This is a genomic window from Bradyrhizobium sp. USDA 4504 (assembly GCF_054063995.1).
This window is the reverse complement of sequence record NZ_JBSSGV010000001.1, coordinates 5,596,843-5,621,136: the sequence shown is the minus strand read 5'-3', so window position 1 is coordinate 5,621,136 and position 24,294 is coordinate 5,596,843. Positions and strand designations below refer to the sequence as shown.

Below are 24,294 nucleotides of genomic sequence, written 5' to 3'. Positions count from 1 at the left end.
ACACGCGCCGATCGATTTGACACACCAGGAGGACGGCGTGTCGGCGGCAGACGATGGCACGAGTTCAGGCGCAAAGATCTTTGCGCTTGCCCAAAAGATCTACCCGATCTGCCGCAGCATTACCGGTAACGGTGTGCGGCAGACCCTTCGGGAGATCGGTGCGCACATCTCCCTTGATGTCCACGAGGTGCCGACCGGTACACCCGTTCTCGACTGGGTCGTGCCACGTGAGTGGAACATCCGGGACGCGTACATCAAGGACCCGCGGGGCCGGAAGGTCGTAGATTTCAACGAATCGAACCTGCACGTCATGAGCTACAGCGTGCCGGTGCGCCGCACCATGTTGTTGGACGAGCTTAAGTCCCACATCTTCACATTGCCCGATCAGCCGGACCTGGTCCCCTACCGAACGTCTTACTACCAGGAAAACTGGGCTTTCTGCATGGCCCACCGACAGCTGGAGCAACTGCGGGACGATAGCTACGAGGTCGTGATCGACTCGACCCTCGCCGACGGGCATTTGACCTATGGTGAGTATTTTCACCGGGGAGAGTCAGACGACGAGGTGCTTCTGTCGGCGCATGTTTGCCATCCCTCGCTTGCCAATGACAATTGTTCCGGTCTGGCCCTGCTTGCGGAGCTCGCAAGCCGCATCTCCCAGATGCGAACGCGATACAGCTATCGGTTTCTCTTTGCGCCGGGAACGATTGGCGCGATCACCTGGCTCGCCCGCAATGAGCATCGTGTGTCTCATATCAAGCACGGCCTCGTGGTATCAATGGTCGGAGACGGCGCCGGTCCGACATACAAGAAGAGCAGGCAGGGCGATGCCGAAATCGACCGTGCAATGTTACACACGCTGCAGCATTCCAAACTGACGCCGACGATTTTGGCGTTTTCGCCCTACGGCTATGATGAGCGGCAATACTGCTCGCCCGGGTTCAACCTGCCGGTGGGATTGTTTCAGCGCAGCCGTTTCGGTGCCATCCCTCAGTATCATACCTCGGCCGACGACCTGAGCTTCATTCGGCCGGAGCACCTCGGGGAATCCTTCCGCATCATTTCCGAAGTCATCGACCTGCTCGAAGGCAACCGCAGCTACTACAACACGTCGCCGAAAGGCGAACCGCAGCTGGGCAGACGCGGACTCTATGGTGCGATCGGCGGCGACAAGGACGCCGCTGCAGCCAACATGGCGATGCTGTGGATTCTAAATCTGTCCGACGGACATCATTCTCTGCTTGATATCGCCAGGCGTGCCGACCTGCCGTTCCCGGTCATTCTGAAGACAGCAAAGGTGCTCGAGCGCCACGGGCTCCTCGCGCCTGTTCGGTAGGCGCTCACGCACCTCGAAGCGGCCAGTTCAGGTCCTTATCGGAGATCGTGCTTACGGCCAGAGGCCAGCTGATGCCGAACATCGGGTCGTCGTATCGGAGGCCGTTAGCAGCCGAAGGCTCGTAGAACTCCGAAATCAGGTAATTGACCTGAACGTTGTCGCTCAAGGTTTGAAAGCCGTGCGCGAACCCCTTGGGGATGTAGAGCTGCGAACCGTTCTCCGCTGAAAGCTCGAAGCCGCGCCATTGACGAAAGGTAGGCGAGTTCGCACGCAGATCGATGATGACGTCCCAAATCGATCCGTTCAAGCAGCGCACGAGCTTAACCTCGGCGTGCGGCTCATTCTGAAAGTGCATTCCGCGCAATGTCGCCTTGCGCGAGGAGCTCGAGATGCTGTGCTGGGGAAATCTGGTCACGAGCCCGTATGCGCGAAACTCGTCTTCGCAGAACGTGCGCGCAAAAAAGCCGCGCTCATCGTGTGCAGGCTCGATTTTGACGAGCCACGCTCCGTCAAGTCCTGTTGCTTCAAAGCGCATGGGACGTATCCACTCCCGACCGAGAGGCCAATTGTCGACGACAAGTTCTATACAATTTTACTAAAATTTTCAGCAACTGCGTGGTTTACCTTGTTGTTCGATATCGCTTCATATTGTTCGCTTTCATACGATAAAATTCAATCTATCGAGCCCGATTTAAGCGCCGGCAATCTCATATTCGGCAATCCTATATTCATGGTACGGCCCAATGAACGCTCACTCGAGATTCAAATCGATTCGGTCGAAATCCTCTCACGGTAACTGCCGTCTGTGCGGTGCGACGTTGAAATCGACGTTTGTCGACCTGGGAATGTCGCCCCTCTGCGAAAGTTTTCTCACAGCCGACCAGACCGACGCCATGGAGCCGTACTATCCGCTGCACACCGTGGTTTGCGGGGTCTGCTTCCTGGTGCAACTCCAGGAATACGTCAAACCGGAGCATATCTTCACCGAGTATGCCTACTTCTCGTCTTACTCGACGTCGTGGGTGGAACATGCGCGGCGCTACTGTGAGATGATCAAGGCCAGGCTGAGCCTTGGTGCCGAGAGCCGCGTCTACGAGATCGCGAGCAACGACGGCTACCTGTTGCAGCACTTCCTGCCGCTCGGAGTGCCGGTCACGGGAATCGAGCCGGCGGCCAACGTGGCCGAAGTTGCTAGGCAGAAAAACGTCCCGACAATGGTCGAGTTCTTCGGCCTGGAGCTTGCGCGGAAGCTGGTGTCGGATGGCAAGCGGGCCGATCTGATTATCGGCAACAACGTGCTGGCACAGGTTCCGGATCTAAACGATTTCACCGCCGGAATGGCGTGCCTGCTCGCGCCGCAAGGCGTGATTACGCTCGAATTCCCGCATCTTGAGCGGCTCATCGACGAAAATCAGTTCGATACCATCTACCACGAGCATTTCTCCTATTTCTCGTTGGTAACGATCGACCGTCTCGCGCGGCGGCATGATCTGAAGGTTTTCGATGTCGAGCAGATCCCAACGCATGGCGGCTCGCTTCGCGTCTATCTCTGCCGCGCCGACGCGATCCACGCCGTCTCGGCCGCGGTGACCGCGCTGCTGGCCCATGAGCGTCGGATCGGCCTGGAAGACATAGGTCAGTACGAGCAATTTACATCGCGTGTTCATCGCACCAAGCGCGAATTGCTGTCGTTCTTGATTGAGAGCAAGAACAAGGGGGCGCGGATCTGCGGCTATGGCGCTCCCGGCAAGGGCAACACGCTGCTTAACTACTGCGGCATCGGAACCGACTTTCTCGACTTCACCGTGGACCGCAACCCCTACAAGCACGGCCGCTATACGCCGGGAATGCACATTCCGATCCTCCCAGTCGAAGCCATTGACGAGGCTCGTCCCGACTACCTGTTCATCCTTCCCTGGAATTTGAAGAGGGAAATCGTCGCGCAAATGCGGCATGTCGCGGACTGGGGCTGCAAGTTCATCGTTCCGATTCCTAACGTCGAAATCATTGATCCGCGTGAGGTTGCGCCATGAAGGTTGTCCTTTTTTGCGGCGGTCTCGGTACGCGGATCCGCGAGTATTCGGAGAGTATACCAAAGCCGATGGTCCCGATCGGCCATCAGCCGATCCTCTGGCATGTGATGCAGTACTACAGCCAGTACAATCACAATGATTTCATCTTGTGCCTTGGCTACAAGGCGAACGTGATCAAGGATTACTTCCTGAATTATCGCGCGACTGCGAACAGCGACTGCGTGATTTCAGAGTACGGCAAAAAGGTCGAGTTGATCGGCGAACATCAGCCGGACTGGCGGGTTTCGCTGGTGGATACGGGGACATGGCGCAACATCGGGCAGCGCTTGCTGGCCGTCCGCCATCTCGTCCAGGACGAGGAGATTTTCCTTGCGAACTACAGCGACGGGCTGACCGATGCGCCGCTGCCGGACATGATCCAGAAGTTCAAGGAAAGCGGAAAGATCGGCTGCTTCGTGGCGATCCATCCACCGATCAGCTTCCACCTTGCCGAGTTTGACGCCGAGGGGTCGGTGCAGCGGATTCGCTCCAGCCAGGAGTCCGAGATCTGGATCAACGGCGGCTACTTCATCTTCCGCAACGAAATCTTCGACTACATCAAGGAGGGAGAAGAACTCGTCCAGGAACCGTTCAACCGTTTGATCGAGGGCGGTCATCTCATGGCCTATCGCTATGAGGGTTTTTGGCGCGCCATGGATACCCTGCGCGATAGACAAGTGTTGGAGGACATGGTGGAGCGCGGCGACACGCCGTGGCGGCTGAATCACTCGTCGGTCGCCAGCGCGGCATAACCGGAATGAGAGCATTGCAGCTTGCCAAGCCCGGAGACCGTCTGTCGATCCTGTGCCTTGGCGCCCATTCGGATGATATCGAAATCGGCGCGGGAGCGACGCTGCTGGATCTGATCGAGCGGGGTATCAAGCTGGACGTGCATTGGTGCGTTCTAAGCGGTGGCGCCATACGGGAGGCTGAGGCGAGAGCGTCGGCGGCTGACTTCTTGTGCGAGGCGGCATCCGCGAATGTCGAGGTGCTGTCATTTCCCGACGGATTTTTCCCGGAAAGGGGAGAAGCCATCAAGGAATGGTTTGAATCGCTGAGGCGGCGGGTCGAGCCCGACGTCATTCTGACGCATCGCAGGGATGATGCTCATCAGGACCATCGTCAGGTCTGTCGCCTGACCTGGAACACGTTTCGTGATCATCAGATTCTGGAATATGAGATCCCGAAGTGGGATGGGGACTTCGGTCAACCCAACGTTTACATGCCGGTGTCGGCGGCGGCGCTCGATCGTAAGATTGAACTCCTGCTCAAGCATTTCGGGACGCAGCGATCCAAGCAGTGGTTCGATGCGGACACCTTTCGCGGCCTCGCACGGATTCGGGGCATGGAGTGCAGGGCTACGGAACGCTTCGCCGAGGCATTTTTTGGGCGAAAGTTGACACTGATCTGACGATGGTTGCGCGGATGTCACGCAGCCGGTGAATTTCTGATTGCAGGGTGTATCTCAAGGCGCACGATATGAGCACGCTATTTTCAAGCATCTTTCGCGCTGGTGACCTGGTGGAGGTCAGAAGCAAGGAGGAGATCCTCGCGACGCTGGATGCCAACGGTCGCCTGGAGGAAATGCCCTTCATGCCCGAGATGCTGAAGTATTGCGGCAAGAGGCTTCGCGTCGGCAAGCGAGCTCACAAGACCTGCGATCCCGCGCTCGGTATCGGCGGGCGCAAGATGCTGAACACGGTCCATCTCGAGAACATTCGCTGCAACGGCGCGGCTCATGACGGCTGTGAGGCGGCCTGTCTGATATTCTGGAAGGACGCCTGGTTGAAGCCGGCGGGCGAGAAAACGCCGTCGCCAGATGGCGCTGACAAGCCGTTCAGGTCAGGCGGCTGCAGCGAGGATACGCTGTGGAGCACGATCAAGCATCCGCCGAAGGTCGGCGAAACCGAGCCGACCTACGTTTGCCAGAACACACAGGTCAAATTCGCCACGCAACCCCTGAAGTGGTGGGATCCGCGTCAGTATCTCGAGGACTACACTTCGGGTAACGTTCGGTTGCAGGACCTCGTCGCCGGATTGACGTTCTCGGTCTGGCGCACGGTCACCGAAGCAGGGCTCGGCATTGGCACCGCGATGCGCTGGATCTACGACACATTCCAGCGCATGAGAGGTGGCGGCGTGCCTTATCCGATCAGGCCCTTCGGTGTGCCGGAGGGTAGCAAGGTCCCGCAGTCCCGGCTTGATCTGCAGGTGGGCGACGTCGTGCGCGTCAAGCCGTACAAGGACATCCTCGAGACACTGGACTGCAATTACCGCAATCGCGGCCTGTATTTCGATCCGGAGATGGTACCGTTCACGGAACGCGAGTACGAGGTCGAGAGGCGTCAAAAGCAAATCATCGACGAAGGCTCATGCAAGATGGTCCGTTTCAAGACGGACGCGATCATCCTGAAGGATGTCGTGTGTGAGGCGCGCTATGCGATCTGCCGCCGCTTCTGCCCGCGCGCCATCTATCCCTATTGGCGAGAAATCTGGCTTGAGCGGGTACCTCAAGGCCAGAATCCAGCGAATTGAACGGGAACGGCGCGTGCATCGGAACGAACGTACCGATCAGTATTTTGCGGACAACAAGCCATATTCTGGCCTTGGCCGCAGGTCGCTGCACAGCGGCGTAGCGTTCATTGCTGCGCGTGGACTGAATATCTTCGTTCAATTGGCCTCGACGATCGTGCTGGCGCGACTGCTCGGACCGCACGATTTCGGGTTGGTGGCCATGATGCTGGCCCTGATCGGCTTCGCGCCCCTTTTCGTCGATCTCGGGATGAGCGAGGCCTCCGCCCAGCGGCGCAGCATCTCACGAGCCGAGGTCAGCACGTTGTTCTGGCTGAACGTTCTGATCGGCGTCGTGCTGGCTGTCGTGCTGGCTGCGTCCGGTCGGTGGATAGCGCGTGCCTTCGGCGAGCCATCGCTCGCGGGCATGGCATTGGCATTGTCGGTGACCTTCCTGATGATGGCCTTGTCGACGCAACACTATGCGCTGATGCGTCGGGCAATGCAGTTTCGCCGCATCGCGATGATCGACATATCGGCGAACATCATCGGAAGCGCTGCAAGCGTTGGATTGGCGCTTTCGGGCTGGAGCTACTGGGCGCTGATCGCCAAGCCGATCATAACATCGGCCTTGACCGTCGTGGGAGCCTGGACCGCCTGTCGATGGATCCCAGGCAGGCCCAGGCTCACGCCAATGGTCAAGGAACTGCTGCGCTTCGGGCTGGGAGTCACCGGCTTCACCATGACGGATTACTTCGCTCGTTCGGCGGACAGAATCGCGATGGGGTATTTCCTCGGGGCGGGGCCGCTTGGCTATTTTCAGAACGCCTTCACGATCTACAACAACCTGCTGTCGATTCTCAGTGAGCCGCTGCATAACATCGCGGTTTCGGGACTGAGCAAGCTCCAGCACAGTGCGGCCGAATTGAAACGCTCCTGGGAAGGCGCGCTTTCATTGCTTTGCTACTTTTCGGGGCCTGCCTTCGCGGCCCTGGCCGTGAGCGCTCATGACATCGTGATCGTGCTTCTCGGAGAAAAATGGTCTCCCGCGGGCTCCTTGCTCTGCATCCTGGCCATTCGCGGCATTGCAGACTGCATCGAGCGAACTCTCGGTTGGGTGCATGTCGCGGTCGGGCGTCCCGATCGGTGGATGCGATGGGGCATCTTCAGTGCAATCTGCCAATTGGTTGCGCTTGCAGCCGGACTGCCGTTCGGCGTGGTCGGAGTGACGATCGCCTACACGGTCACCATGTTTGTGCTGTTCGTTCCTGCGCTCGTCTATGCCGGCAGGCCTGTCGGGATCACAATCGGGGACGTCCTGCGCGCGACAGCGCCGCAGACCATTGCTGCGCTGGTCGCGGTAGCGATCGCTTTCTCGATACAGGGCGCATTCCTGCAGGAATTGCCGCGGTTGCTGCGAATTCCCGTCGCGAGCGTGATCTGTGTGACGGCCTACCTGGCCGTCGTGGTCGGGGTCTTCAGGATCACGCGGCCACTGCAACTCGCGTGGTCCTTGCTACGCGACTTCGGCATTGTACGACTGCAAGTCAACTCCTGATCCTGGATCACGCCCATGACCTCCGTTGAGCGCTTCCTGATTAACTTGGACACGTGGCCCGCCGGGGCATTCCTGAGGATCGGCCTCGGCCTTTGCATTCTGCCGGTGTTCCGACTGCTGTCTGGCGGCGACGATCGTATCGTGGTCGCGTTGACGATGTTTCTTGCCTTGCTGCTCGCGCTTCGCCTTGTGCCGGCCGTGTGCCGACGTGTCCTTCCGTTTTCGCGCGAAGCGAAAGATCTGTGGTTCAAGCGTCGCAATCTTGGCAAGAGGTACGACTCCTACCAGTGGCAAAAGCTCTTCTGGATGGGTCTGGGCATGCTGCCCTACGCACTGATCTCTGGTGGATTGGGGCGCGGTGAAATCGTGCTGCTTGCGATCTGTACGATCGGCGGCGGAGCGGGGTTGCTGCTTTGGCGCAAGACCGGCCAGCTCAGCATCGGTGCCGCCACTGCGAAAGCGACAAAGTTGCCGCCGGCCGCGGTCGCGTCGACGCCGCCCTAGGACCGGGCCGCCCTACATTACGGGAGCCTGCGGCACTCGGTGAACCTGTCGCCGTCCGGCGTTTCCGCCCTCTCGAGGCAATGAGCCTTATCGGTAACCTTGCCGGCTACGACAAAGTCGTAGGCCTGGTTTTTGAAGACCAGCACGTAACGGCCGGGTGAGAGGACGAGATCTGGGTTCACTGGCTGCAGCTCGACCATCTCGCGGCTTTCAGGGACCGGCGCTACGGTCAGGTCGATGGAAACGGACCGGATAGCCCAGGCATCGTTGGCCATAGCGACTGCCGGTGACGACGGTGTTCGTGCCACCTGGGCGAGAATGCGCAATTGTGCGTTGTCGGGCGCGCTTGTCATAAGCTCGCGCTGATACGCGACAAACGAAAGCGGGCCGTGCGGCACCACAACCGTGCCCGGCTTCGTGGTCAATACCGACACGGCGATCCGGCTGTCGGGAAGGCGGATGTTCATCGGCTCGAGCCGGATCATCCGCCCGATGCTTGACGCAAAAATCCCATATGTCGTCGGCAGTGAACGTGCGGTTGGTGCGGGCGCGGCTGCTTCGATCGGAGCACGATGTACGAACGTGGCAATTGCCGGTTTCAGCTTGCGTCTGCTTTGCGGTGGCGACTGAACGGGCGTCGCGTTCGAATGGCTGACAACCTGGGGTGTTGTATTGAACACGGATGCAACATTGCCCCGCATGAGCATTCCGGTGCCAATCGCCAGCAGAGCCGCTGTCGGAGCAAGGAACCACACAAAGTTGCGCACTTTCCATTCGCTGGTGATGGAACGTCGGTCTCGCGGCGAGCTCTGAAGTTCTTCCGCGATCAGCTTGTCGATCAGTATGATCTGCGGTTCCTGCACCGCGACGCTCGCCTCGGCAATGCTGGTGTGCACGGGCGGTTGCACTGCTGGACGGATTGACGCCGGCGGCACCGAGTTCGGACCTGGGTCCGCGGCCGGACTGAATCCCTCTCCTTCATCTGCTTCAGGCGTGTACGAGGCAACGGCTGAGCCGGCATGCGAGTCCGGTGGCGCTGGCTGCGTGTCGTTGTCGGATTCCTCCGCTGAAGCATCGTTTGGATCGGCCGTAGAGGAGACGGACCCGTCGTCTGGTCCGGCATCAGGCGGAGCCACATTTGTCCAGCGGCCGATGTTCTCCGCGGCCTCATTCAGGCGCAGACTGACCTCATCCTGCGGGAGCACGATCGGCTGCAGGTGTTCCAAGTCGGGGACCGGGTGGGCTTCATTCGTCGGCCCACCGCCTGGCAAGCTCGGATTGTCGCCGAGGATCGTCGGTTGCTTGTCGGTCGGACTGTCTGGCGGCGGCTCGGCGGGATTTCGTTCCGGATTTACGGGCTCGCGCAGGCGGGCTTCGACGAATTGCGTCCAGGCGCCACGCCGTCGCAGAGGTGCAGCAAGCCTGTCTGCCTGACGTGGCAAGGGCGGCGCATTGAGGATGGCCGCCTGAGCCGAGGGGAGCTGACTGGAGCGTTTCATGCCTGGATACGCAGCTTGACGTTTGTCCGCCATTGCGGACGTTCGCGACACCCTGGCGATCATATGAAAAGGATCGCCTACCTGCCGGGATGTAGCAGCCGCCGCTTAACAGGCCGTTAACCATAAACCGGCGGAAACGCCGCATTGCTCCGCACTGCGCGAGGGCGACGATTTCAGGCGGCCGCTGGCAGCTCAAAGGATTCGGCGATCTGGCGCAGACGGTTGGCTCGTGCGCGCATCTGATCGGTATGAGCAATACCGAGGATGTCGAATACCGTCTGTATGCGGTAGAGCCAATCGTGCCTCAGCGCGGCTTCCCGGACGTTTGCGTTCTGAACCGCTCGCAGTCGCGCCGGGTCTGCGTCCAACGCTTCGAGGATCTGGCAAATGTCGGACGAATCGAAGGGTACATGAATGACGGCGTCGGGCCAGTCGAACTGCCGTGCAAACTCTTCGGTGCGCGGCGCTTCTCCAACCATCACCGCCCCGGCTGCAGCGCCTTCATAGTAGCGAGCGGAAATCTCATCACGGCCGGCCGTGAATTCCGGGTTGTTGACGTGACTGCGATTGGCAATGAAATAGCGGCTGCGCTGCAGGATATTCGCAATCATGATGCGGTGTTCTTCCGGATTGTCGACCCGGAACGTCCTTTCTTTTCGGTTCGAACCGCTCGCCGCCACAGTGTCGTAGTAGTAGAAGAAGCGCTCTCTCTCGGCGCCGGCCAGCAACGCGGCGTGGGTCGTCGCCGAACGACGCCCGATGTTGCACACGGCGATCGATCGCTGCTGCTCGGGCCTCGGCGCGAACCGCTCCACGTCGACCGCCAGCGGCAGATAGCTGCACGGTCGACCTGCTATTCGCGCAATCTGCGGTGCGCAGTGATGCAGGCCGACGAATATATGATCAAATCCGGACAGGAGCTCGACCAGATACTCCGGGATGTCGTCTGCCCAGACTTCAGTGATGAAGCATGCGGCCTTGCGACACCGTTTGCGCCAGTCGGGAATCGCGGCGAGCGAGTGAAGTTGATACGCATTGCTGAAGATCGGGAAGAACAGTTCGTAATCACGTTGCAGCCGCAGTTGCGGCGGGGAGGGTGCCAGCACACCTGCCAGTTTGGTCGATCCTGATGCAAGGCGCGTCCACTTGTAGACCCGTCGCGAGAACTCCAGCGCAGCGCGATTTTGAACATCGAACTGATCGGCGCGCGCCATCGCCGCCAAATTGTCCTCGAACTCATAGCTGAGGCAAAATGCAACAAGATCGGAAATCCGACGCTGCGAGAGGAGTAAAACCTTGCCTTCCACGAGGCGCTGCCTCCGACCTATCAAATGCCGGAAAGTGCCGGCCGCACGACTTCCGGAATCTCTCGACCAGGAGCGAGTTGCGCGTTGATCGTCGTCACGATGCGCGCAATGGCGCCAATCAACGCTAGTCCAGATACGCTATTTAATCTTGTTTTGTACAAGTTTTCCCGAAATTGGATAATGCGAGCCTGTGGAGTTCATTGCACGCGCATTGGCATTCCCGCCGTGCCGTTGCGAATGCAAGCACGAGGATGCATCGGCGAAGATTTGCGAACGGTACAGCGAATCCGCGTTAACCTGGAGAAGTTAAATCTGGAACTCGCTGGCAGTAGCGAAGAACGTCAGCGGACAATGACTGAGTGCGCGTTAACCCGAAAAGGTTAAATCTGGAACCGCCTGACAACAGCCGGCTTCGATGATGCGCAACGCGCTCTGCGGCAACTCCGAGAATTAGCTATAAATTTCATTTAACATGTGCCGAGCCAACGTTGGCGATGAACGCGTCGGGAAAATCCGGTAGCGTGCCGCATCATTTCGAAACGACAAAAATATTCAACACGGCAAATCATTGAACACAGGCGGCGTCGGGGTTCATGCGTATTCTTAGCGTATTTGGTACTCGTCCAGAGGCGATCAAAATGGCACCGCTTGTGCTTGCGCTGGGCGAAGCAGAAGGAATTGATACGCGCGTCTGCGTGACGGGCCAGCATCGTCAGATGCTCGATGATGTGATGTCGGCCTTCTCGTTGAAGGCTGACTACGACCTGAACATCATGCGACCGAACCAGTCGTTGAGCGAAGTGTTCAGCGCGGTCATGACCGGAATCGATCCGGTCATCGCCGACTACAATCCGGACTACGTTCTCGTACAGGGCGACACCGCAACCAGTACGGCGGCTGCACTTGCCGCGTTCTTCCGGTCGGTCAGTGTCGGGCATGTCGAGGCGGGATTGCGAACCGGCAATCTCATGAGTCCATGGCCGGAGGAGGCCAATCGGCGGGTCACTGCCGTCGTTACGACGAGGCATTATGCACCGACGTCGCGTGCGCGTTCTGCCCTGCTGAAGGAGGGGTATCCGCCAGACGCCGTCATTGTCACCGGCAATACCGTGATCGACGGGCTGCTCCGTATGGCTTCAAATATCTCTCAACCAGGCGAGCTTCGCCGGTCGCTTGAAGCGAAATACTCATGGCTCGATACCTCGAAGCGGCTCGTCCTCGTGACCGGACATCGGCGCGAGAGCTTTGGATCCGGGTTCCGGCAAATCTGCGAGGCATTGAAGACGATCAGTCGGCGGGACGATATTCAGATCGTCTATCCCGTTCATCTGAATCCGAACGTGCGTGGGCCGGTATTCGATCATCTGCGCGACGCGTCGAATATCTTCCTGATCGAACCCCTTAACTATCCCGAGTTCGTCTACCTCATGACGCGTTCGTATCTCATCCTCACGGATTCCGGTGGAATTCAGGAGGAGGCGCCGGCGCTTCGGAAGCCCGTGCTTGTCATGCGAGATACCAGCGAGCGCATGGAGGCCGTTGACGCCGGCGTCGCTCGCCTGGTCACCACCGACCCGGTTCGCATTGTTGCAGGCGTCGAGCGCCTGCTCGATGTGCCAGCGGAGCACGAAGCCATGTCTCTCGGTGCCAATCCGTTCGGTGACGGACGCGCCAGCAAACTGATCGTGCATGATCTTCTGAATGTCCGTCGGCCGAAACATCCAGCTGATGGCATAGCGAGCGTCAATCTTTTGTCGAATGCCGAGATGCATACGAAACCGCCGTCGCCGGTTCCCCAACCGGCCCACTGATCAAACGAAGCCATGGACACCAGAACCAATCAATTGGTTATTCAGGAATACGGCCAGCCGCTTGCGGAAGACTATGGTCCGCCTGCGGCGGGCCGTCCCGCTTTCGGCTTATGGGACATTGTCGACGTTCTGCGCCGCGAATGGCGGTTGCCCGTTATCGGGCTGTTGATTGGGCTGGCGGTTGCCGTGGCTTCCATTGTGGTCATGAAGGCGCCCTACAAGAGCAGTGCACGCATCCTCATCGATCGAAGTCTCAATCGTTATCTGCAGACGAACAAGATCGTAGATCAGCCGACGATGGATGAAGTGGAGGTCGGCAGTCAGCTCTACGTACTGTCATCAGACAGGGTCCTGCTTCCGGTTATTCGCTCGCTGGGTCTGGCCAGTGATGGCGAGTTTGCCGGGCGATCTGCACTTGGCAGCGCCACAGACGGGAACTCCAGCACGGCGGAAGCCACTGCAGCCGCTGAACGAGCGGCGCTCGAATCTCTGCTGAAGCGGGTGACTGTTGCACGTGAGGATGTCGCGAACGTTATCAACGTAACGGTCGAGTCGCAGAGCGCGGAGAAGGCCGCGAAGATCGCCAACGGAATCGTGGATAGCTATCTCGCGTCCCTGCAGGACGCAAAGCTGAAATCAACGCAGAAGGTGAGTAAGTGGCTGCAGGAGCGGCTGATCGAGCTGAAGAAGCAGGTGGCCGATGCTGACAAGGCGCTGCAGGACTTCAAGACGGCTAACAATCTCAGCAGCACTGGCGCTCAGGATACCGAGCTCCTGGCAAGTCTGAATACCCAGCTGATGAATGCCAAGTTCGCGGCAGTTGAAGCAAAGGAGCGTCTCGACCGGATCAAGCGGACAGAGGCAAACGGGATTCCGTCGGCCGTGTCGACGGACGCGCTATTCAACGACAAGCGAGCGGCGGTCATCAACTTCGCGCTCAACAACAGCGAACTTGCACGTCTCCGCACGCAAAAGCGCGATCTTGCGTCTCGGCTTGCGGAGATGGAAGCTCGCGTCGGTCGCAAGCACGCGGCTGTCGTCAAGCTTCGTGCGCAGCTCAACGGCGTTGACGCCGCCATTCGGTCCGACGAGGGGCGCATTACCGATTCCTACGCCAGCGAATACGAAGTCGCTAGGGCACGACAGACTGAACTCGAAGACACCGCCGCGAAGCTTTCCGCGGAAACCGGAAGCCAGCTGCGCGAACTCGAGAGCGCTGCCGAGGCGCTGCGCAATCTCTATAGCGGATTCCTGCAAAAGCATAAGGAGATCGAGGCGGCGCAGGCGGAGACGCTTCCGGCCCAAAGTGCGCAGATCATCACGAGAGCGGTTCCGCCGCTGACAAAGAGTTCCAAGAAAACCCTCGTCGTGGCGGCAGGCAGCATTGTTCTCGGTCTGTTTCTCGGCATAGGCTCTGCCTTCGGACGTGAATGGATGGCGGATGTGTTCCGTACGCCCAAGGCCGTCGAACAGGTGACCGAGATGCGGTGCATCGCACTGCCCTTCGTCTATGCTGGTCAATTACCAATCGAGGAGCATGTCCTTGCTGCCCCCTTCTCGCGCTTCGCGGAAGGTCTTCGCAATGTGAAGGCGATGCTCGACCGTTCGTCCGCCTCGACCGGGGGCAAAGTCATCGGCGTCGTGTCGGCGGTTTCGAAAGAGGGAAAGACTGTCGTTGCCGCCAATCTTGCCGCGCTCATATTGTCGTCCTCTGGATCGCGCACGCTGTTGATCGATGCCGACCTTCATCTCCGGAATCTCACGACTGCACTGTCCCCGGATGCGAAGGTCGGGCTTTTCGAAGCGCTGGAAGATCCCTCCCGTCTTGGCGAGTTTGTTTGCAAGCGACCGCATTCGGGGCTGGATGTCCTGCCGAATGCCTGCGCGCTTCGGATTCCCAACGCTGCTGAACTCCTGGGCTCGCGGGAAATGGAAAACCTGCTCGCCGTCGCACGGAAGTCCTATGACTACATTGTGGTGGAGGTGGCGCCGATCATGTCGGTCGTCGATGCAAGGCTGATCGAGCGCTTCATCGATGAGTTCGTCTTCGTTGTGGAATCCGGTCAGACCAAGCGCACGAGCGTGCTCGAAGCGTTGTCGGTAACGCAGCTCATCCGTGAGCGCGTGTCGACCATTGTGCTCAACCAGATCGATCCCGTCGAGCTTAGAACCATCGAGGCAAGAAATGGCGTCAGGTCCGAAGGATATTACCGGGAGTAGACCTGTGGACGAGCTTGACAGGCGCGCTTCAGGTGTTCCGCACAACGCCACGCCGCGCAGGTATGTGCTGATTTCGCCCTGCCGCGATGAGGGAGCCTATCTCTGCCGTACGCTGGACAGCGTGGCTGAACAGTCGGTGCCGCCTGCGCTGTGGATCGTCGTTGACGACGGATCCACCGACGAGACGCCACGGATTCTGGAAGAGTATGCGGCGCGGTTGCCTTATCTGCGCGTCGTGCGCCGCCATGACCGAGGCCATCGGCGGGTAGGGCCCGGCGTGATTGAGGCGTTTTATGATGGTCTCGATCAAGTGTCGCTCGGCGACTTCGGCTATTTGTGCAAGCTTGATATGGATCTCGACCTGCCGCCTCGCTACTTCGAGCTGCTGATGCAGCGAATGGAGGATAATCCACGTATCGGGACGACCTCAGGCAAACCCTGGTTCGTTCATCCCCAAACCGGTGATCTCGTGCCCGAAATCTGCGGCGACGAAATGTCGGTTGGGATGACGAAATTCTATCGGGTTGAGTGCTTCGAGCAGATCGGAGGATTCGTGCGACAAGTCATGTGGGATGGCATCGATTGCCACCGCGCCAGAATGCTGGGCTGGATCGCGGAGAGCGTCGATTCAGAGCCAATCCGGTTCGTCCACCTTCGTCCGCAAGGGGCCAGCCAGAAGAGCATCTGGGCAGGCAGAATTCGTGCTGGCTTCGGTCAGTATTTCATGGGCACTTCGCCGTTTTACTATCTGGCGGTGGCGGCTTCCCGTCTTCGCGCGCACCCAATGTTCATCGGAAGCATCGCGATGCTTTGGGGTTACTTCAGCAGCTGGGCAAAGGGGTTGCCGCGCTATAATGACCCCGAGTTCAGACGTTTTCTTCGTACGTATCAGCACGCGTGCCTGAGACTGGGTAAACGAGCTGCCACGGCTCGCCTGGACGCCGAGCAAGTGGCTCGGTGGCAAGCCAGCCGGCAATCGCCGCAGGGGAGTTGAGCAGATGAAGCAACACGCGAGCCTATTGGGCGTCGAATTTGATGCGGTTACGCTCGATCAGGCGGCGCGGCGCTGTGTCGATATCTGTCTCCGCTCGAACAGTTCTCACGTCGTGATGACGATCAATGCGTCGCATCTCTGCATGATGCGGCGAGACGTGGAGTTGGCGCACGCATGTTCCGCGGCCGATATGACGGTGGCGGACGGTATGCCGGTGGTTTGGGCAATACGAGCGTCAGGTCAACACATGCCGGAACGCGTGGCCGGCATCGATCTGATGGAAGGACTTTTAAGGGGGGCCGCGTCCAACGGACTTTGTGTCTATTTTCTAGGGGCGCACCAGCAAGTCGTCGAAAAGCTCGTGCGGGTCTGCGAGGCGCGCTTTCCGCAGCTGAAGATCGCTGGTTTTCGGAACGGCTACTTCGGTCCGGACGAGCACGAAATTATCGTCGATGAGATACGAGCCAGCGGCGCCCACATTCTCTTTATCGGCTTGCCGTCCCCGTTCAAGGAGGTATGGAGTGAACGCTATCGGGATCGGCTGCAAGTTCCCGTCATTCTGGGGGTCGGCGGCAGCTTCGACGTCTTGGCCGGCTTTATCAGGCGCGCTCCTCGGCTATTCCAATCGCTCGGTCTCGAGTGGTTCTGGCGCCTGATGATGGAGCCGCGCAAGTTATGGCGGCGATATCTTTCCACCAACAGCGAGTTCATCTGGCTGGCGCTCCGCGAAGTGGTGGCGCGCAGGGCTTACGCCGTCCGTCCGGGAAGAGCGATCGCCGGATCGGCAAGCGTGGTGCGGAGAGACGACCGAAAAGTGGGTACGGAACGCAGGGTAGCTGATCGGCGAATTCTTGTCCGGCGAAGGAGCAACGTGCGGGATTCGCAGGTTCCGATACCCGATCGCCGGCGCGGCATAGAGCGACGTATCTCAGAGCGTCGGGCACGGACGGCTAATGCTCTCAAGGGTATCGAGGTGAGCGCCTGATGTATCGGCTGACCGACCAGGATCACTGATCCAAGCAGGCGGCTAAGCGATTCGCTTCATGGCGCAAGCGCGGGAAGCATCAAAGTGATTAAACCGCCAAGCAGTACCGATTCCTTCGGGTACGATAACGCAGACCAACCCATAGTCGTTAAGCTAAAGCCTGATGTGTACGTATTTGGGTATGAGTTCTGCCACGTTCTGCAAACGCTGATCAAACACGGCTGCGTGCCCGCCGAGCTCATCTATGAGGACGGAGGGGCGCTCATCCTTATTTTTGATCCCAATGAGAAGAAAGCGGAACTATGGTCAGGATGGTGGAGGTGCGACAAACCCGACATTTACTCCATCATTGAACCAGAGCATCGCGGGCTCGTGAATCAAATATTCGAAACCTCAGACGCCTTCATGGAGTTTTCCAATGCTCGATCTCCTCAGATTGAGCTGATCCCAGGCCAGATCCAAAAGATTCAAAGATCGGGGGCTGCGGTTTTCCGCGGAGACGCTCCCCTTCGTCCTCGACCTCTATGAAGAGCTGCTTCCGCACAGCGCGCATTGGAGGCGTTTTTCTGAGTGTTGGGAATGGCGGCAGCGCTCCCCCGCTACCACGGGCTATGAATCTCGCCACGCCAAGCGTCGATCCTCCACCATTGCACAATCCGGACAGCAGCGGCGGCTCAGAAATTTGAGGTTGAAGCAAGCCGAGGCGGAGCACCGCTGTCGGTCAATTTCGAACAGCCTGTTGTGACCCTCGCTACGGCTCAGCCGGATAAGCCGGCTTTGCGCAAGCCGTCGAGGAAGTGCTCGCGTTCGGCAGAAATTCTGTACCTTTCGGCCCGTGCTCGAACGAGATCGAGGGTGTTCGCTGGCGGCGTTGCGCCGTTCGCGCTCATTTCTCGACAACGTTCCGTGACGAACGCTTCGGCTTCGGATCGCGCTTCGCTGTGCCGACCCATCTGCGCATAACAGGCGGCAAGCAGACTGTGCGACCAGCGGTCGGGGGATCGCGCCTCCATCAGCGTCTTGACTGCTTCATCGTACTGGCGCCCCGAATAGAGCGCGAGCGCGTGGTACCAGTGGTACAGATTGGGCGGGAAGGGATTCAGTCGTTTGGCCGCACCGATCCATGTGAGGGCCTCTCGCCACCGTCCCCAGTAGACCAGAATGTTCGCGAAAACGGCGGCGACGTCGGCGTCGTTTGGATTGAGCGCGAGAGCCCGGCTGAAATGGATTTCGGCCTTGGCGTCCTCGCGACGCAGGAACAGCAATTGCGCGAAGACGCCATGGGCCCAGGCGTCGCCGCCGTCGATGTCGAGCGCGGTCTCGATCTCGCTCAGCGCGTCGTCGAGCTTCGCCATGCCGGGCGATTCGAGAAACACGTCGCAGACCATAGTCCAGGCAATGTTGACGTGAGCGCGGGCATATTGCGGATCGAGCGCGACGGCGTCCCGGAAAAACTGCCTGGCTTCCGCCATGCCCTTCACCGTCAATTGACGCCACCGCTCGTTGCCCAGCAGAACCAGGTCGTAGGCGGTGATGCTCGGGGTCGGCTTGCGTCTGGCGATCTCGCGGCCGGCGTCCTCGAGCCGGCCCGGAAGGGCTGCGACGATTGCGCGGACGATCTCGTCCTGCAGGGCGAAGATGTCCTCGAGTTCGCGGTCGTAGCGCTCGGTCCAGAGATTGTAACCGCTGGCGCCATCGAGAAGCTGGACGGTCACCCGCATCCGGCTGCCGATCTTGCGCACGCTTCCTTCGGCCACGTACCTGACGCCGAGTTCGCGGCCGACCTGCTTGATCTCGGGCGTCTTGCCCTTGTAGGCGAAGCTGGAGTGGCGGGCGACAACGAACAGCGAGCGGAAGCGCGAAAGTTCGGCGATGATGTCTGCCGTGATTCCGTCGGAAAAATATTCCTGCGCGGGATCGCCGCTGAGATTCGAGAACGGCAGCACCGCAAGCGACGGCCCATCCGGCACCGTCGGTGCCGGCGAGGTGGGCAGGCCGGCGCCGGATTCGGCGGCGACCAGTGGCCCGACATAGCGGTAGCCCCGGCGCGGCAGGGTCTCGATCCAGGTCGCGCCGCCCTCTACGTCGGCAAATACCCGCCGCAGAGCGGCGATCTGCACCGTCAGGTTGCTCTCCTCGATCGCAAGCCCCGGCCACGCCGCCTGCATCAATGCGTCCTTGGAAACCGGCGTTCCGGCCTGCTCGACAAGCAGGCGAAGCAGCGTCACCGCGCGCCGCCCGAGCGCGACCGGTTCGGACTTTCGAAACAACATCACGGCTTCCGCGTCGAGGCGGTAGGGGCCGAATTCGTGGATCGTCGCCATGGTTCGGGAGACTACATTTTTTGCATCTTTTTCGGAACAGATTCAGGGCCTCCGGGAATTCGGCGACCCGCCCCGCTGCCGCTGACGCGCAGCTTTGCGCGGCCGATTTCCGCTTTCGCCTCGATCCCGCGGCACCTCCGCCAGCCGTTCGCGCCGCCGCGGCGAGGCGACGGCCGCTTGACAATGTAAGTAAGAATATTATTACAAGCTGCTGCTTTCGGAGAACGCGTTGATGCTGCAGACCAAGCGAAGCTATAGCGGAATGGTGACCGCGCCGCATCAACTTGCGGCGCAGGCCGGGCTCGCCGTCCTCTCCGAAGGCGGCAATGCGGTCGAGGCGATGATTGCGTCCGCCGCCACGATCGCGGTGGTCTATCCCCATATGAACGGCCTCGGCGGCGACAGCTTCTGGCTGGTCGGCCGGGCGGGCTCCGCACCGGTCGGAATCCAGGCGTGCGGACGGTCGGCGAAGGCCGCCAGCCGCGCCTGGTATCGCGAGCATGGCTGCAGCACCATCCCAAGCCGCGGACCGCTCGCGGCACTCACCGCCGCCGGGACCGTCGATGGCTGGCAGAAGGCCTATGAGCTCAGCCGCGATCGCCATGGGGGGCGCATGCCGCTGTCGCGGCTGCTCGAACCTGCGATCGGCTACGCCGCCGATGGCGTCGCCGTGACCCAGACCCTGCACGACAACACCTCGAAGAAGCGCGCTGAGCTGCAGGATGTGCCGGGCTTTGCCGATGTCTATCTGCCGCAGGGCGTTCCGCTTGCAGTCGGCGCGCGGTTGCGGCAGCCGCGCGTGGCAGACACGTTGCGGCAGCTGGCGCAAGCCGGCCTTTCCGATTTCTATCGCGGCGACCTGGCGCGTTCGATGGCCGCTGATCTCGAACGGCTCGGCAGCCCGCTCCGCCTATTCGATCTGGAGCAGCATCAAGCCACGCTGGTGACACCGCTGTCGGTCGATGTGGCCGGGCACAAGGTGTTCAACATGCCGCCGCCGACGCAGGGCCTGGCTTCGCTGTTGATTCTTGCGCTCTATGCCCGGCGCATGGCGAAGGAGGCGGACGGGGTCGATCATCTGCACCGGCTGGTCGAGAGCACGAAGGCGTCGTTCCGCATCCGCAATCGCTACGTGACCGATCCCGACTACATGGCGCGGTCGGCGGCCGAGTTTCTCACCGACGAATCCATTGCGGCGCTCGAAAAGACGGTCGCCGTCGATCATGCAGCGCGCTGGCCTGACCCGCCGGCCCAGGGCGATACGGTCTGGCTCGCTGCGACCGACCGGAACGGCCTTAGCGTCAGCTTCATTCAGAGCATCTATTGGGAGTTCGGCTCGGGCGTCATCCTGCCCCAAAGCGGGGTCACCTGGCAGAACCGTGGGACGAGCTTCGGTCTCGCCGAGACCGATATCAACCGCCTGGAACCTGGGCGGTTGCCGTTCCACACCATTCAGCCCGCAATGGCTGAACTCAGCGACGGCCGGCTGTTGTCCTACGGCACGATGGGCGGCGAAGGGCAGCCGCAAACCCAGGCGGCGATCTTCACCCGCTACGCGTTGCACGGTCAGGATCTTCAGTCGACAGTGACCGCGCCGCGCTGGCTGCTCGGTCGCACATGGGGCGAGGAGAACAACAATCTCAAGATCGAATCGCGTTTCGATCCTGCCGTCATCGACGCGCTGCGGGCGCTCGGCCACGACATCCAGGTGGTCGGGGCGTTCGAGGAATTCATGGGCCACGCCGGCGCAATCGTCTGGCACCCGGATGGACTGCTCGAGGGCGCCAGCGATCCCCGCAGCGACGGCGTCGTCGCTGCCCGGTGAAGCGAGCACCCTTAGCGCTCACCCGCAGACTGTTCGGAATTTGCCGCGCGCGAGCTAGCGTGCGGCGCCGGCCGGTGTTCTGGCTGCGGACGATTTCCGTTTTCCCTCGCTTGCGGCCGCCGTCGCCGTCAACCAGGTCATGATCACGTCCAGCGCGTGGTGGCGACGTTTCTCCAGCCAGTCCGGCTCTCCCAGATCCTTGTCGAACATCGCCGACAGCGTGTAGCGGTTGGAGACATGAAAATAGCTCATGGCCGTGATCGTGACGTAGAGCTGAACCGGATCGACGTCGCTGCGGAACGGCCCGACCGCAAGGCCCCGGCGAAGGATATTTTCGATGCTCGCGACCAAGGGTAGCGTGAGGTCGGCGATCTTGCGCGATTTGCGCAGGTTACGCCCACGCTGCAGGTTCTCATTGTTGATCAGGGCGATATAGTTCTGGTGCGCTCCGAAAAAGGTGAACGTGAAGTTGATCAGCTCGCGCATGGCCGCGACCGGATCGAGGTCGTCGAGCTTGAGTTGCTGTTCGGCCGCGCGGATCTCGGTGTAGACGTGCTCGAGCACGGCGAGATAAAGGCCGTTCTTGTCGCCGAAATAGGCGTACAGCAACCGCATGTTGGCTTTGGCGCGTTTCGCGATGGCTTCAACCCGAGCTCCGCCAATGCCGTTGCGGCAGAATTCGAACGTCGCCGCGTGCAGGATCGCTTCCTTGGTCAACGCGGAATCGCGTGCCCGTCTGCCGCGTGTGGCGCTGCGGGCCGGGCTGGTCGATGCTGTCGTTTCAGTCACGGGACAAGCTTTTCTCAGGTTGTACGAGCCCAGCGCGGACAATATGCCCCCGCCCATCATGTTCAACGGGATGCGGGGCCCTGCCGTGCAGGCTCGCGGGATTGAGATCGCTATTGCGGTGGCTCGTCAAGGGGTAACCTTCCCGATGTTCCGGTCTCCACATCCACATCAACGCGCCAACGTCACGACCGTGCCGCCATGCGCGACGAGGCGCCCATTCTTGTAGACGTCGCGCGGCCTGGGCCGGGCCACCACGGCCTCTTGCACGTGCTGCGCGTCGATCACGACGAAGTCCGCCGCCGCGCCCTCGGCCACCCCATAGTCCGGGAGGCCGAGTGCCTGCGCGGCGTTGGTGGTCACCATGTCGAAGGCCGCCGCCAGGTCGGCATCGGTGCTGAAGCCGGAGCGGTAGCCGACGATCATGGCGCGCTCCAGGAGGTCGCCGTCGCCGTAGGGCCACCAGGAATCGCGGATGTTGTCATTGCCGGCGAATATATTGACGCCGGCATCGCGCAGCAGCAACACCGGCGGAAACGCATGCGCTCCGGGCGCGTTGGTCAAAATCGCGACCCCGGCCTCGGCGAGCAGCTGCGCGGTGCGCTGAACCACGTCTCGCGGCACCTCGCCGAGAGCATAGGCATGGCTCATCGTGACCTTGCCGCCGAGCCCGAGGGCCTTGGTCCGACGTGCAATGTTCTCGATCTCGAAAATACCGAGCAAGCCGCCGTCATGCAGGTGAATGTCGATGCCGACCCCGCGCCGATCGGCAATGCCGAAGATGACGTCGAGATGCCCGTCGATGTCGGCATCGTAACCCGCCGGATCGAGGCCGCCGACCAGGTCCGCGCCGGCGCGAACCGCCTCGTCGAGCAATCCGGCCACGCCCGGCGACGTCACGATGCCGCTTTGCGGAAAGGCGACGATCTGGACCGACATCTTGTCGCGGTGCGCGTCACGCGCCGCCATGACCTGCTCGAGATTGCGCAACCCGACCTGAAGGTCGATATCGACGTGGCTGCGCATCCAGGTCGTGCCCTGCGCGACGCAGAGGTCGATCAGCGCGGCCGCCCGCACCGCAATCGGCCTCGCGCCGGCAAGCGCCTCCTTCTCGAACTTGACGCGCTCGCGCACGCTGAAACCGGCGGTGCAGGGGCGGTGGGACTTCCAATCGTCGCCGACGAAGCCCTTGTCGAGGTGGATATGACCATCGACCAGCCCCGGCAACACCAGGCGTCCGGCCAGATCAAGGGTTTCGCCGGCCGCGACCGGCGATTGCGACGCGATCGAGGTGATGCGGCCATCGCGCACGGCGATATCGACGGTGCGCCCATCGACCAATCGGGCGTTTCGAAACAGCGTGTCGGCAGTGCTCACTGGTCGTCTCCGGTTCGTCGCAATGGCGAGGCGATCGGGGCCCGATTCGTTTTCATCATGTTGGGACGATGCCATCGGGCAGCGCGCGCGAGAATGCGGCTATACCTCCGGCGGTGGTGATCCAGATCTCGTCACGCCGCGCCAGGATTGTCTGCAGGTCGCGCCGCAGCGGACGCAGGCGGTGCGGCTGGCCGACCAGATAGGGGTGCAACGCAATTCCCATGACGAGCGATTGCCTTTTCGACTGTGCCAGCATCTCCTCGAACGTCTCGGTGATCATGGCGGCGAACTGCTCGCCGGAGTCCTTGCGACCGACGATCGAAGGGATATCGTTCAACTCCTGCGGATAAGGCACTGAAAGGATGCGGCCGCCGTTCCGCGTCGAGAACCACACCGGCTGATCGTCCATGCACCAGTCGAGCAGGTACTCGTAGCCTGCTTCGGCCAGCAGATCGGGCGTGACCTGTGATTGCGAAATCCAGGGCCCCAGCCAGCCGCGCGGCGGCCGCCCTTCGGCTCGCGCGATGACATCGGTCGCTTCCGCGATCAATTGCCGCTCCTCGTCGGGCGCAAGTACACCCTGGCGCTCGGAATTGGTGCGGCCGTGACCGACAATTTCGTCGCCGCGGGCGCGAAATGCCTCCATGACTTCAGGGCAGTAGTGATAGATGCTGCTGTTTGCGAGCACCGACAGCGGCAGCTTCAGCTCGTCGAACAGCTCGATCAGGCGCCACACGCCGACACGGTTGCCATAGTCGCGCCAGGCATAGTTGAGGACGTCCGGATGCGGACCGCCGGGGCAGAGCTCGGCACCGAGCCCGTCGCCGAATGCGAAATGCTCGAGGTTGAGACCGACGTAGACGGCAAGCCGCCGCCCTTGCGGCCAATTGAAATCCGGGCGTTGCCCGATCGCGCTGTAGCGATAGCGTCCGTGAGCGGCGAGGACCGGTCCGACAGAATCCGAGCGCAGCACGGCTTCCCTGCGCGACAGGCGGTCGCCATCTTCCGCGATCGAGATCAACACGTCGCCGGCCTCGACATTCCTTGGGTCCATCGGAATCTTCCCCGCGCGGTTGATCGCTCGCTTGACATCGGAATATTTTTGAAGAAAGTTTTTACTTCCGTCAAGTCCGCGCATAAGCGGCAGCGGAGGAACTGGCGGCTTCGATGCCGAGGCCGCCATCA

Annotated in this window: 19 protein-coding genes; 12 read left to right on the top strand and 7 right to left on the bottom strand. The window is 60.8% G+C overall.

Going from position 1 to position 24,294, the window contains the following annotated elements:
• Window positions 1-16: 16 nt before the first annotated feature.
• A complete protein-coding gene (locus ACVMB1_RS26395) occupies window positions 17-1,336 on the top strand; it encodes a DUF4910 domain-containing protein (RefSeq protein WP_076826905.1) in 1,320 nt (439 codons plus the stop codon).
• A gap of 4 nt (window positions 1,337-1,340) precedes the next feature.
• On the opposite strand, the gene rfbC is transcribed toward ACVMB1_RS26395, so the two are convergent.
• Entirely contained in the window at window positions 1,341-1,871 is a 531-nt protein-coding gene (rfbC, locus tag ACVMB1_RS26390; protein ID WP_076826907.1) for a dTDP-4-dehydrorhamnose 3,5-epimerase, read from the bottom strand.
• 208 nt (window positions 1,872-2,079) lie between these two features.
• On the opposite strand from rfbC, the gene ACVMB1_RS26385 reads away from it, so the two are divergent.
• The 6 genes from ACVMB1_RS26385 to ACVMB1_RS26360 are packed head-to-tail and all read left to right on the top strand — an operon-like array spanning window position 2,080 to window position 7,981.
• Window positions 2,080-3,369 (top strand): class I SAM-dependent methyltransferase, encoded by a 1,290-nt coding sequence (locus tag ACVMB1_RS26385; RefSeq protein ID WP_076826909.1) that lies wholly within the window; start codon window positions 2,080-2,082, stop codon window positions 3,367-3,369.
• Complete coding sequence (locus ACVMB1_RS26380; protein ID WP_057017398.1) at window positions 3,366-4,160, top strand: glucose-1-phosphate cytidylyltransferase; 795 nt, start codon at window positions 3,366-3,368, stop codon at window positions 4,158-4,160. The genes ACVMB1_RS26385 and ACVMB1_RS26380 overlap by 4 nt, the downstream gene beginning before the upstream one ends.
• A gap of 5 nt (window positions 4,161-4,165) precedes the next feature.
• Window positions 4,166-4,819, top strand: coding sequence for a PIG-L deacetylase family protein (locus ACVMB1_RS26375; RefSeq protein ID WP_057017399.1), 654 nt, complete (start codon window positions 4,166-4,168; stop codon window positions 4,817-4,819).
• A 47-nt stretch (window positions 4,820-4,866) separates the two neighbouring features.
• The gene (locus ACVMB1_RS26370) at window positions 4,867-5,943 is read left to right on the top strand and encodes a hypothetical protein (protein WP_057017400.1); all 1,077 of its coding nucleotides are present in this window, start codon (window positions 4,867-4,869) and stop codon (window positions 5,941-5,943) included.
• A complete protein-coding gene (locus tag ACVMB1_RS26365; protein WP_244558775.1) occupies window positions 5,906-7,477 on the top strand; it encodes a lipopolysaccharide biosynthesis protein in 1,572 nt (523 codons plus the stop codon). Before ACVMB1_RS26370 ends, ACVMB1_RS26365 begins: the two co-directional genes overlap by 38 nt.
• A 15-nt stretch (window positions 7,478-7,492) precedes the next feature.
• A complete protein-coding gene (locus ACVMB1_RS26360) occupies window positions 7,493-7,981 on the top strand; it encodes a hypothetical protein (protein ID WP_057017402.1) in 489 nt (162 codons plus the stop codon).
• 17 nt (window positions 7,982-7,998) lie between these two features.
• On the opposite strand, the gene ACVMB1_RS26355 is transcribed toward ACVMB1_RS26360, so the two are convergent.
• Together ACVMB1_RS26355 and ACVMB1_RS26350 are read right to left on the bottom strand one after the other, a co-directional pair.
• Window positions 7,999-9,513 carry a hypothetical protein gene (locus tag ACVMB1_RS26355; RefSeq protein WP_141340355.1) on the bottom strand — a complete coding sequence of 505 codons (1,515 nt, stop codon included), beginning with the start codon at window positions 9,511-9,513 and terminating at the stop codon, window positions 7,999-8,001.
• 140 nt (window positions 9,514-9,653) lie between these two features.
• Window positions 9,654-10,787 carry a glycosyltransferase family protein gene (locus ACVMB1_RS26350; protein WP_057017404.1) on the bottom strand — a complete coding sequence of 378 codons (1,134 nt, stop codon included), beginning with the start codon at window positions 10,785-10,787 and terminating at the stop codon, window positions 9,654-9,656.
• A 593-nt stretch (window positions 10,788-11,380) separates the two neighbouring features.
• Between ACVMB1_RS26350 and wecB the strand changes: the two genes are divergently transcribed.
• The 4 genes from wecB to ACVMB1_RS26330 are packed head-to-tail and all read left to right on the top strand — an operon-like array spanning window position 11,381 to window position 16,797.
• Window positions 11,381-12,598 (top strand): non-hydrolyzing UDP-N-acetylglucosamine 2-epimerase, encoded by a 1,218-nt coding sequence (gene wecB, locus ACVMB1_RS26345; RefSeq protein WP_076826916.1) that lies wholly within the window; start codon window positions 11,381-11,383, stop codon window positions 12,596-12,598.
• Window positions 12,599-12,610: 12 nt separating this feature from the next.
• Complete coding sequence (locus ACVMB1_RS26340) at window positions 12,611-14,818, top strand: GumC family protein (RefSeq protein WP_076826918.1); 2,208 nt, start codon at window positions 12,611-12,613, stop codon at window positions 14,816-14,818.
• A 4-nt stretch (window positions 14,819-14,822) separates the two neighbouring features.
• Window positions 14,823-15,812 (top strand): glycosyltransferase, encoded by a 990-nt coding sequence (locus ACVMB1_RS26335; RefSeq protein WP_076826919.1) that lies wholly within the window; start codon window positions 14,823-14,825, stop codon window positions 15,810-15,812.
• 4 nt (window positions 15,813-15,816) lie between these two features.
• A complete protein-coding gene (locus tag ACVMB1_RS26330; protein ID WP_076826921.1) occupies window positions 15,817-16,797 on the top strand; it encodes a WecB/TagA/CpsF family glycosyltransferase in 981 nt (326 codons plus the stop codon).
• A gap of 758 nt (window positions 16,798-17,555) precedes the next feature.
• Here ACVMB1_RS26330 and ACVMB1_RS26325 read toward each other — a convergent pair.
• A complete protein-coding gene (locus tag ACVMB1_RS26325; protein WP_076826923.1) occupies window positions 17,556-19,121 on the bottom strand; it encodes a winged helix-turn-helix domain-containing tetratricopeptide repeat protein in 1,566 nt (521 codons plus the stop codon).
• A gap of 232 nt (window positions 19,122-19,353) precedes the next feature.
• Here ACVMB1_RS26325 and ACVMB1_RS26320 point away from each other — a divergent pair, with 232 nt between their 5' ends.
• Window positions 19,354-20,946 (top strand): gamma-glutamyltransferase family protein, encoded by a 1,593-nt coding sequence (locus tag ACVMB1_RS26320; protein ID WP_076826924.1) that lies wholly within the window; start codon window positions 19,354-19,356, stop codon window positions 20,944-20,946.
• A 54-nt stretch (window positions 20,947-21,000) separates the two neighbouring features.
• Here ACVMB1_RS26320 and ACVMB1_RS26315 read toward each other — a convergent pair whose 3' ends face one another.
• The 3 genes from ACVMB1_RS26315 to ACVMB1_RS26305 all read right to left on the bottom strand — a co-directional run bounded on the left by ACVMB1_RS26315 (window position 21,001) and on the right by ACVMB1_RS26305 (window position 24,292).
• Window positions 21,001-21,777 carry a TetR family transcriptional regulator gene (locus ACVMB1_RS26315; RefSeq protein ID WP_229189708.1) on the bottom strand — a complete coding sequence of 259 codons (777 nt, stop codon included), beginning with the start codon at window positions 21,775-21,777 and terminating at the stop codon, window positions 21,001-21,003.
• 126 nt (window positions 21,778-21,903) lie between these two features.
• Window positions 21,904-23,109, bottom strand: a complete 1,206-nt coding sequence (locus ACVMB1_RS26310; RefSeq protein WP_076826928.1) for an amidohydrolase family protein — start codon at window positions 23,107-23,109, stop codon at window positions 21,904-21,906.
• Between the two features lie 55 nt (window positions 23,110-23,164).
• The gene (locus ACVMB1_RS26305) at window positions 23,165-24,292 is read right to left on the bottom strand and encodes a polysaccharide deacetylase family protein (protein WP_141340395.1); all 1,128 of its coding nucleotides are present in this window, start codon (window positions 24,290-24,292) and stop codon (window positions 23,165-23,167) included.
• Window positions 24,293-24,294: the final 2 nt, after the last annotated feature.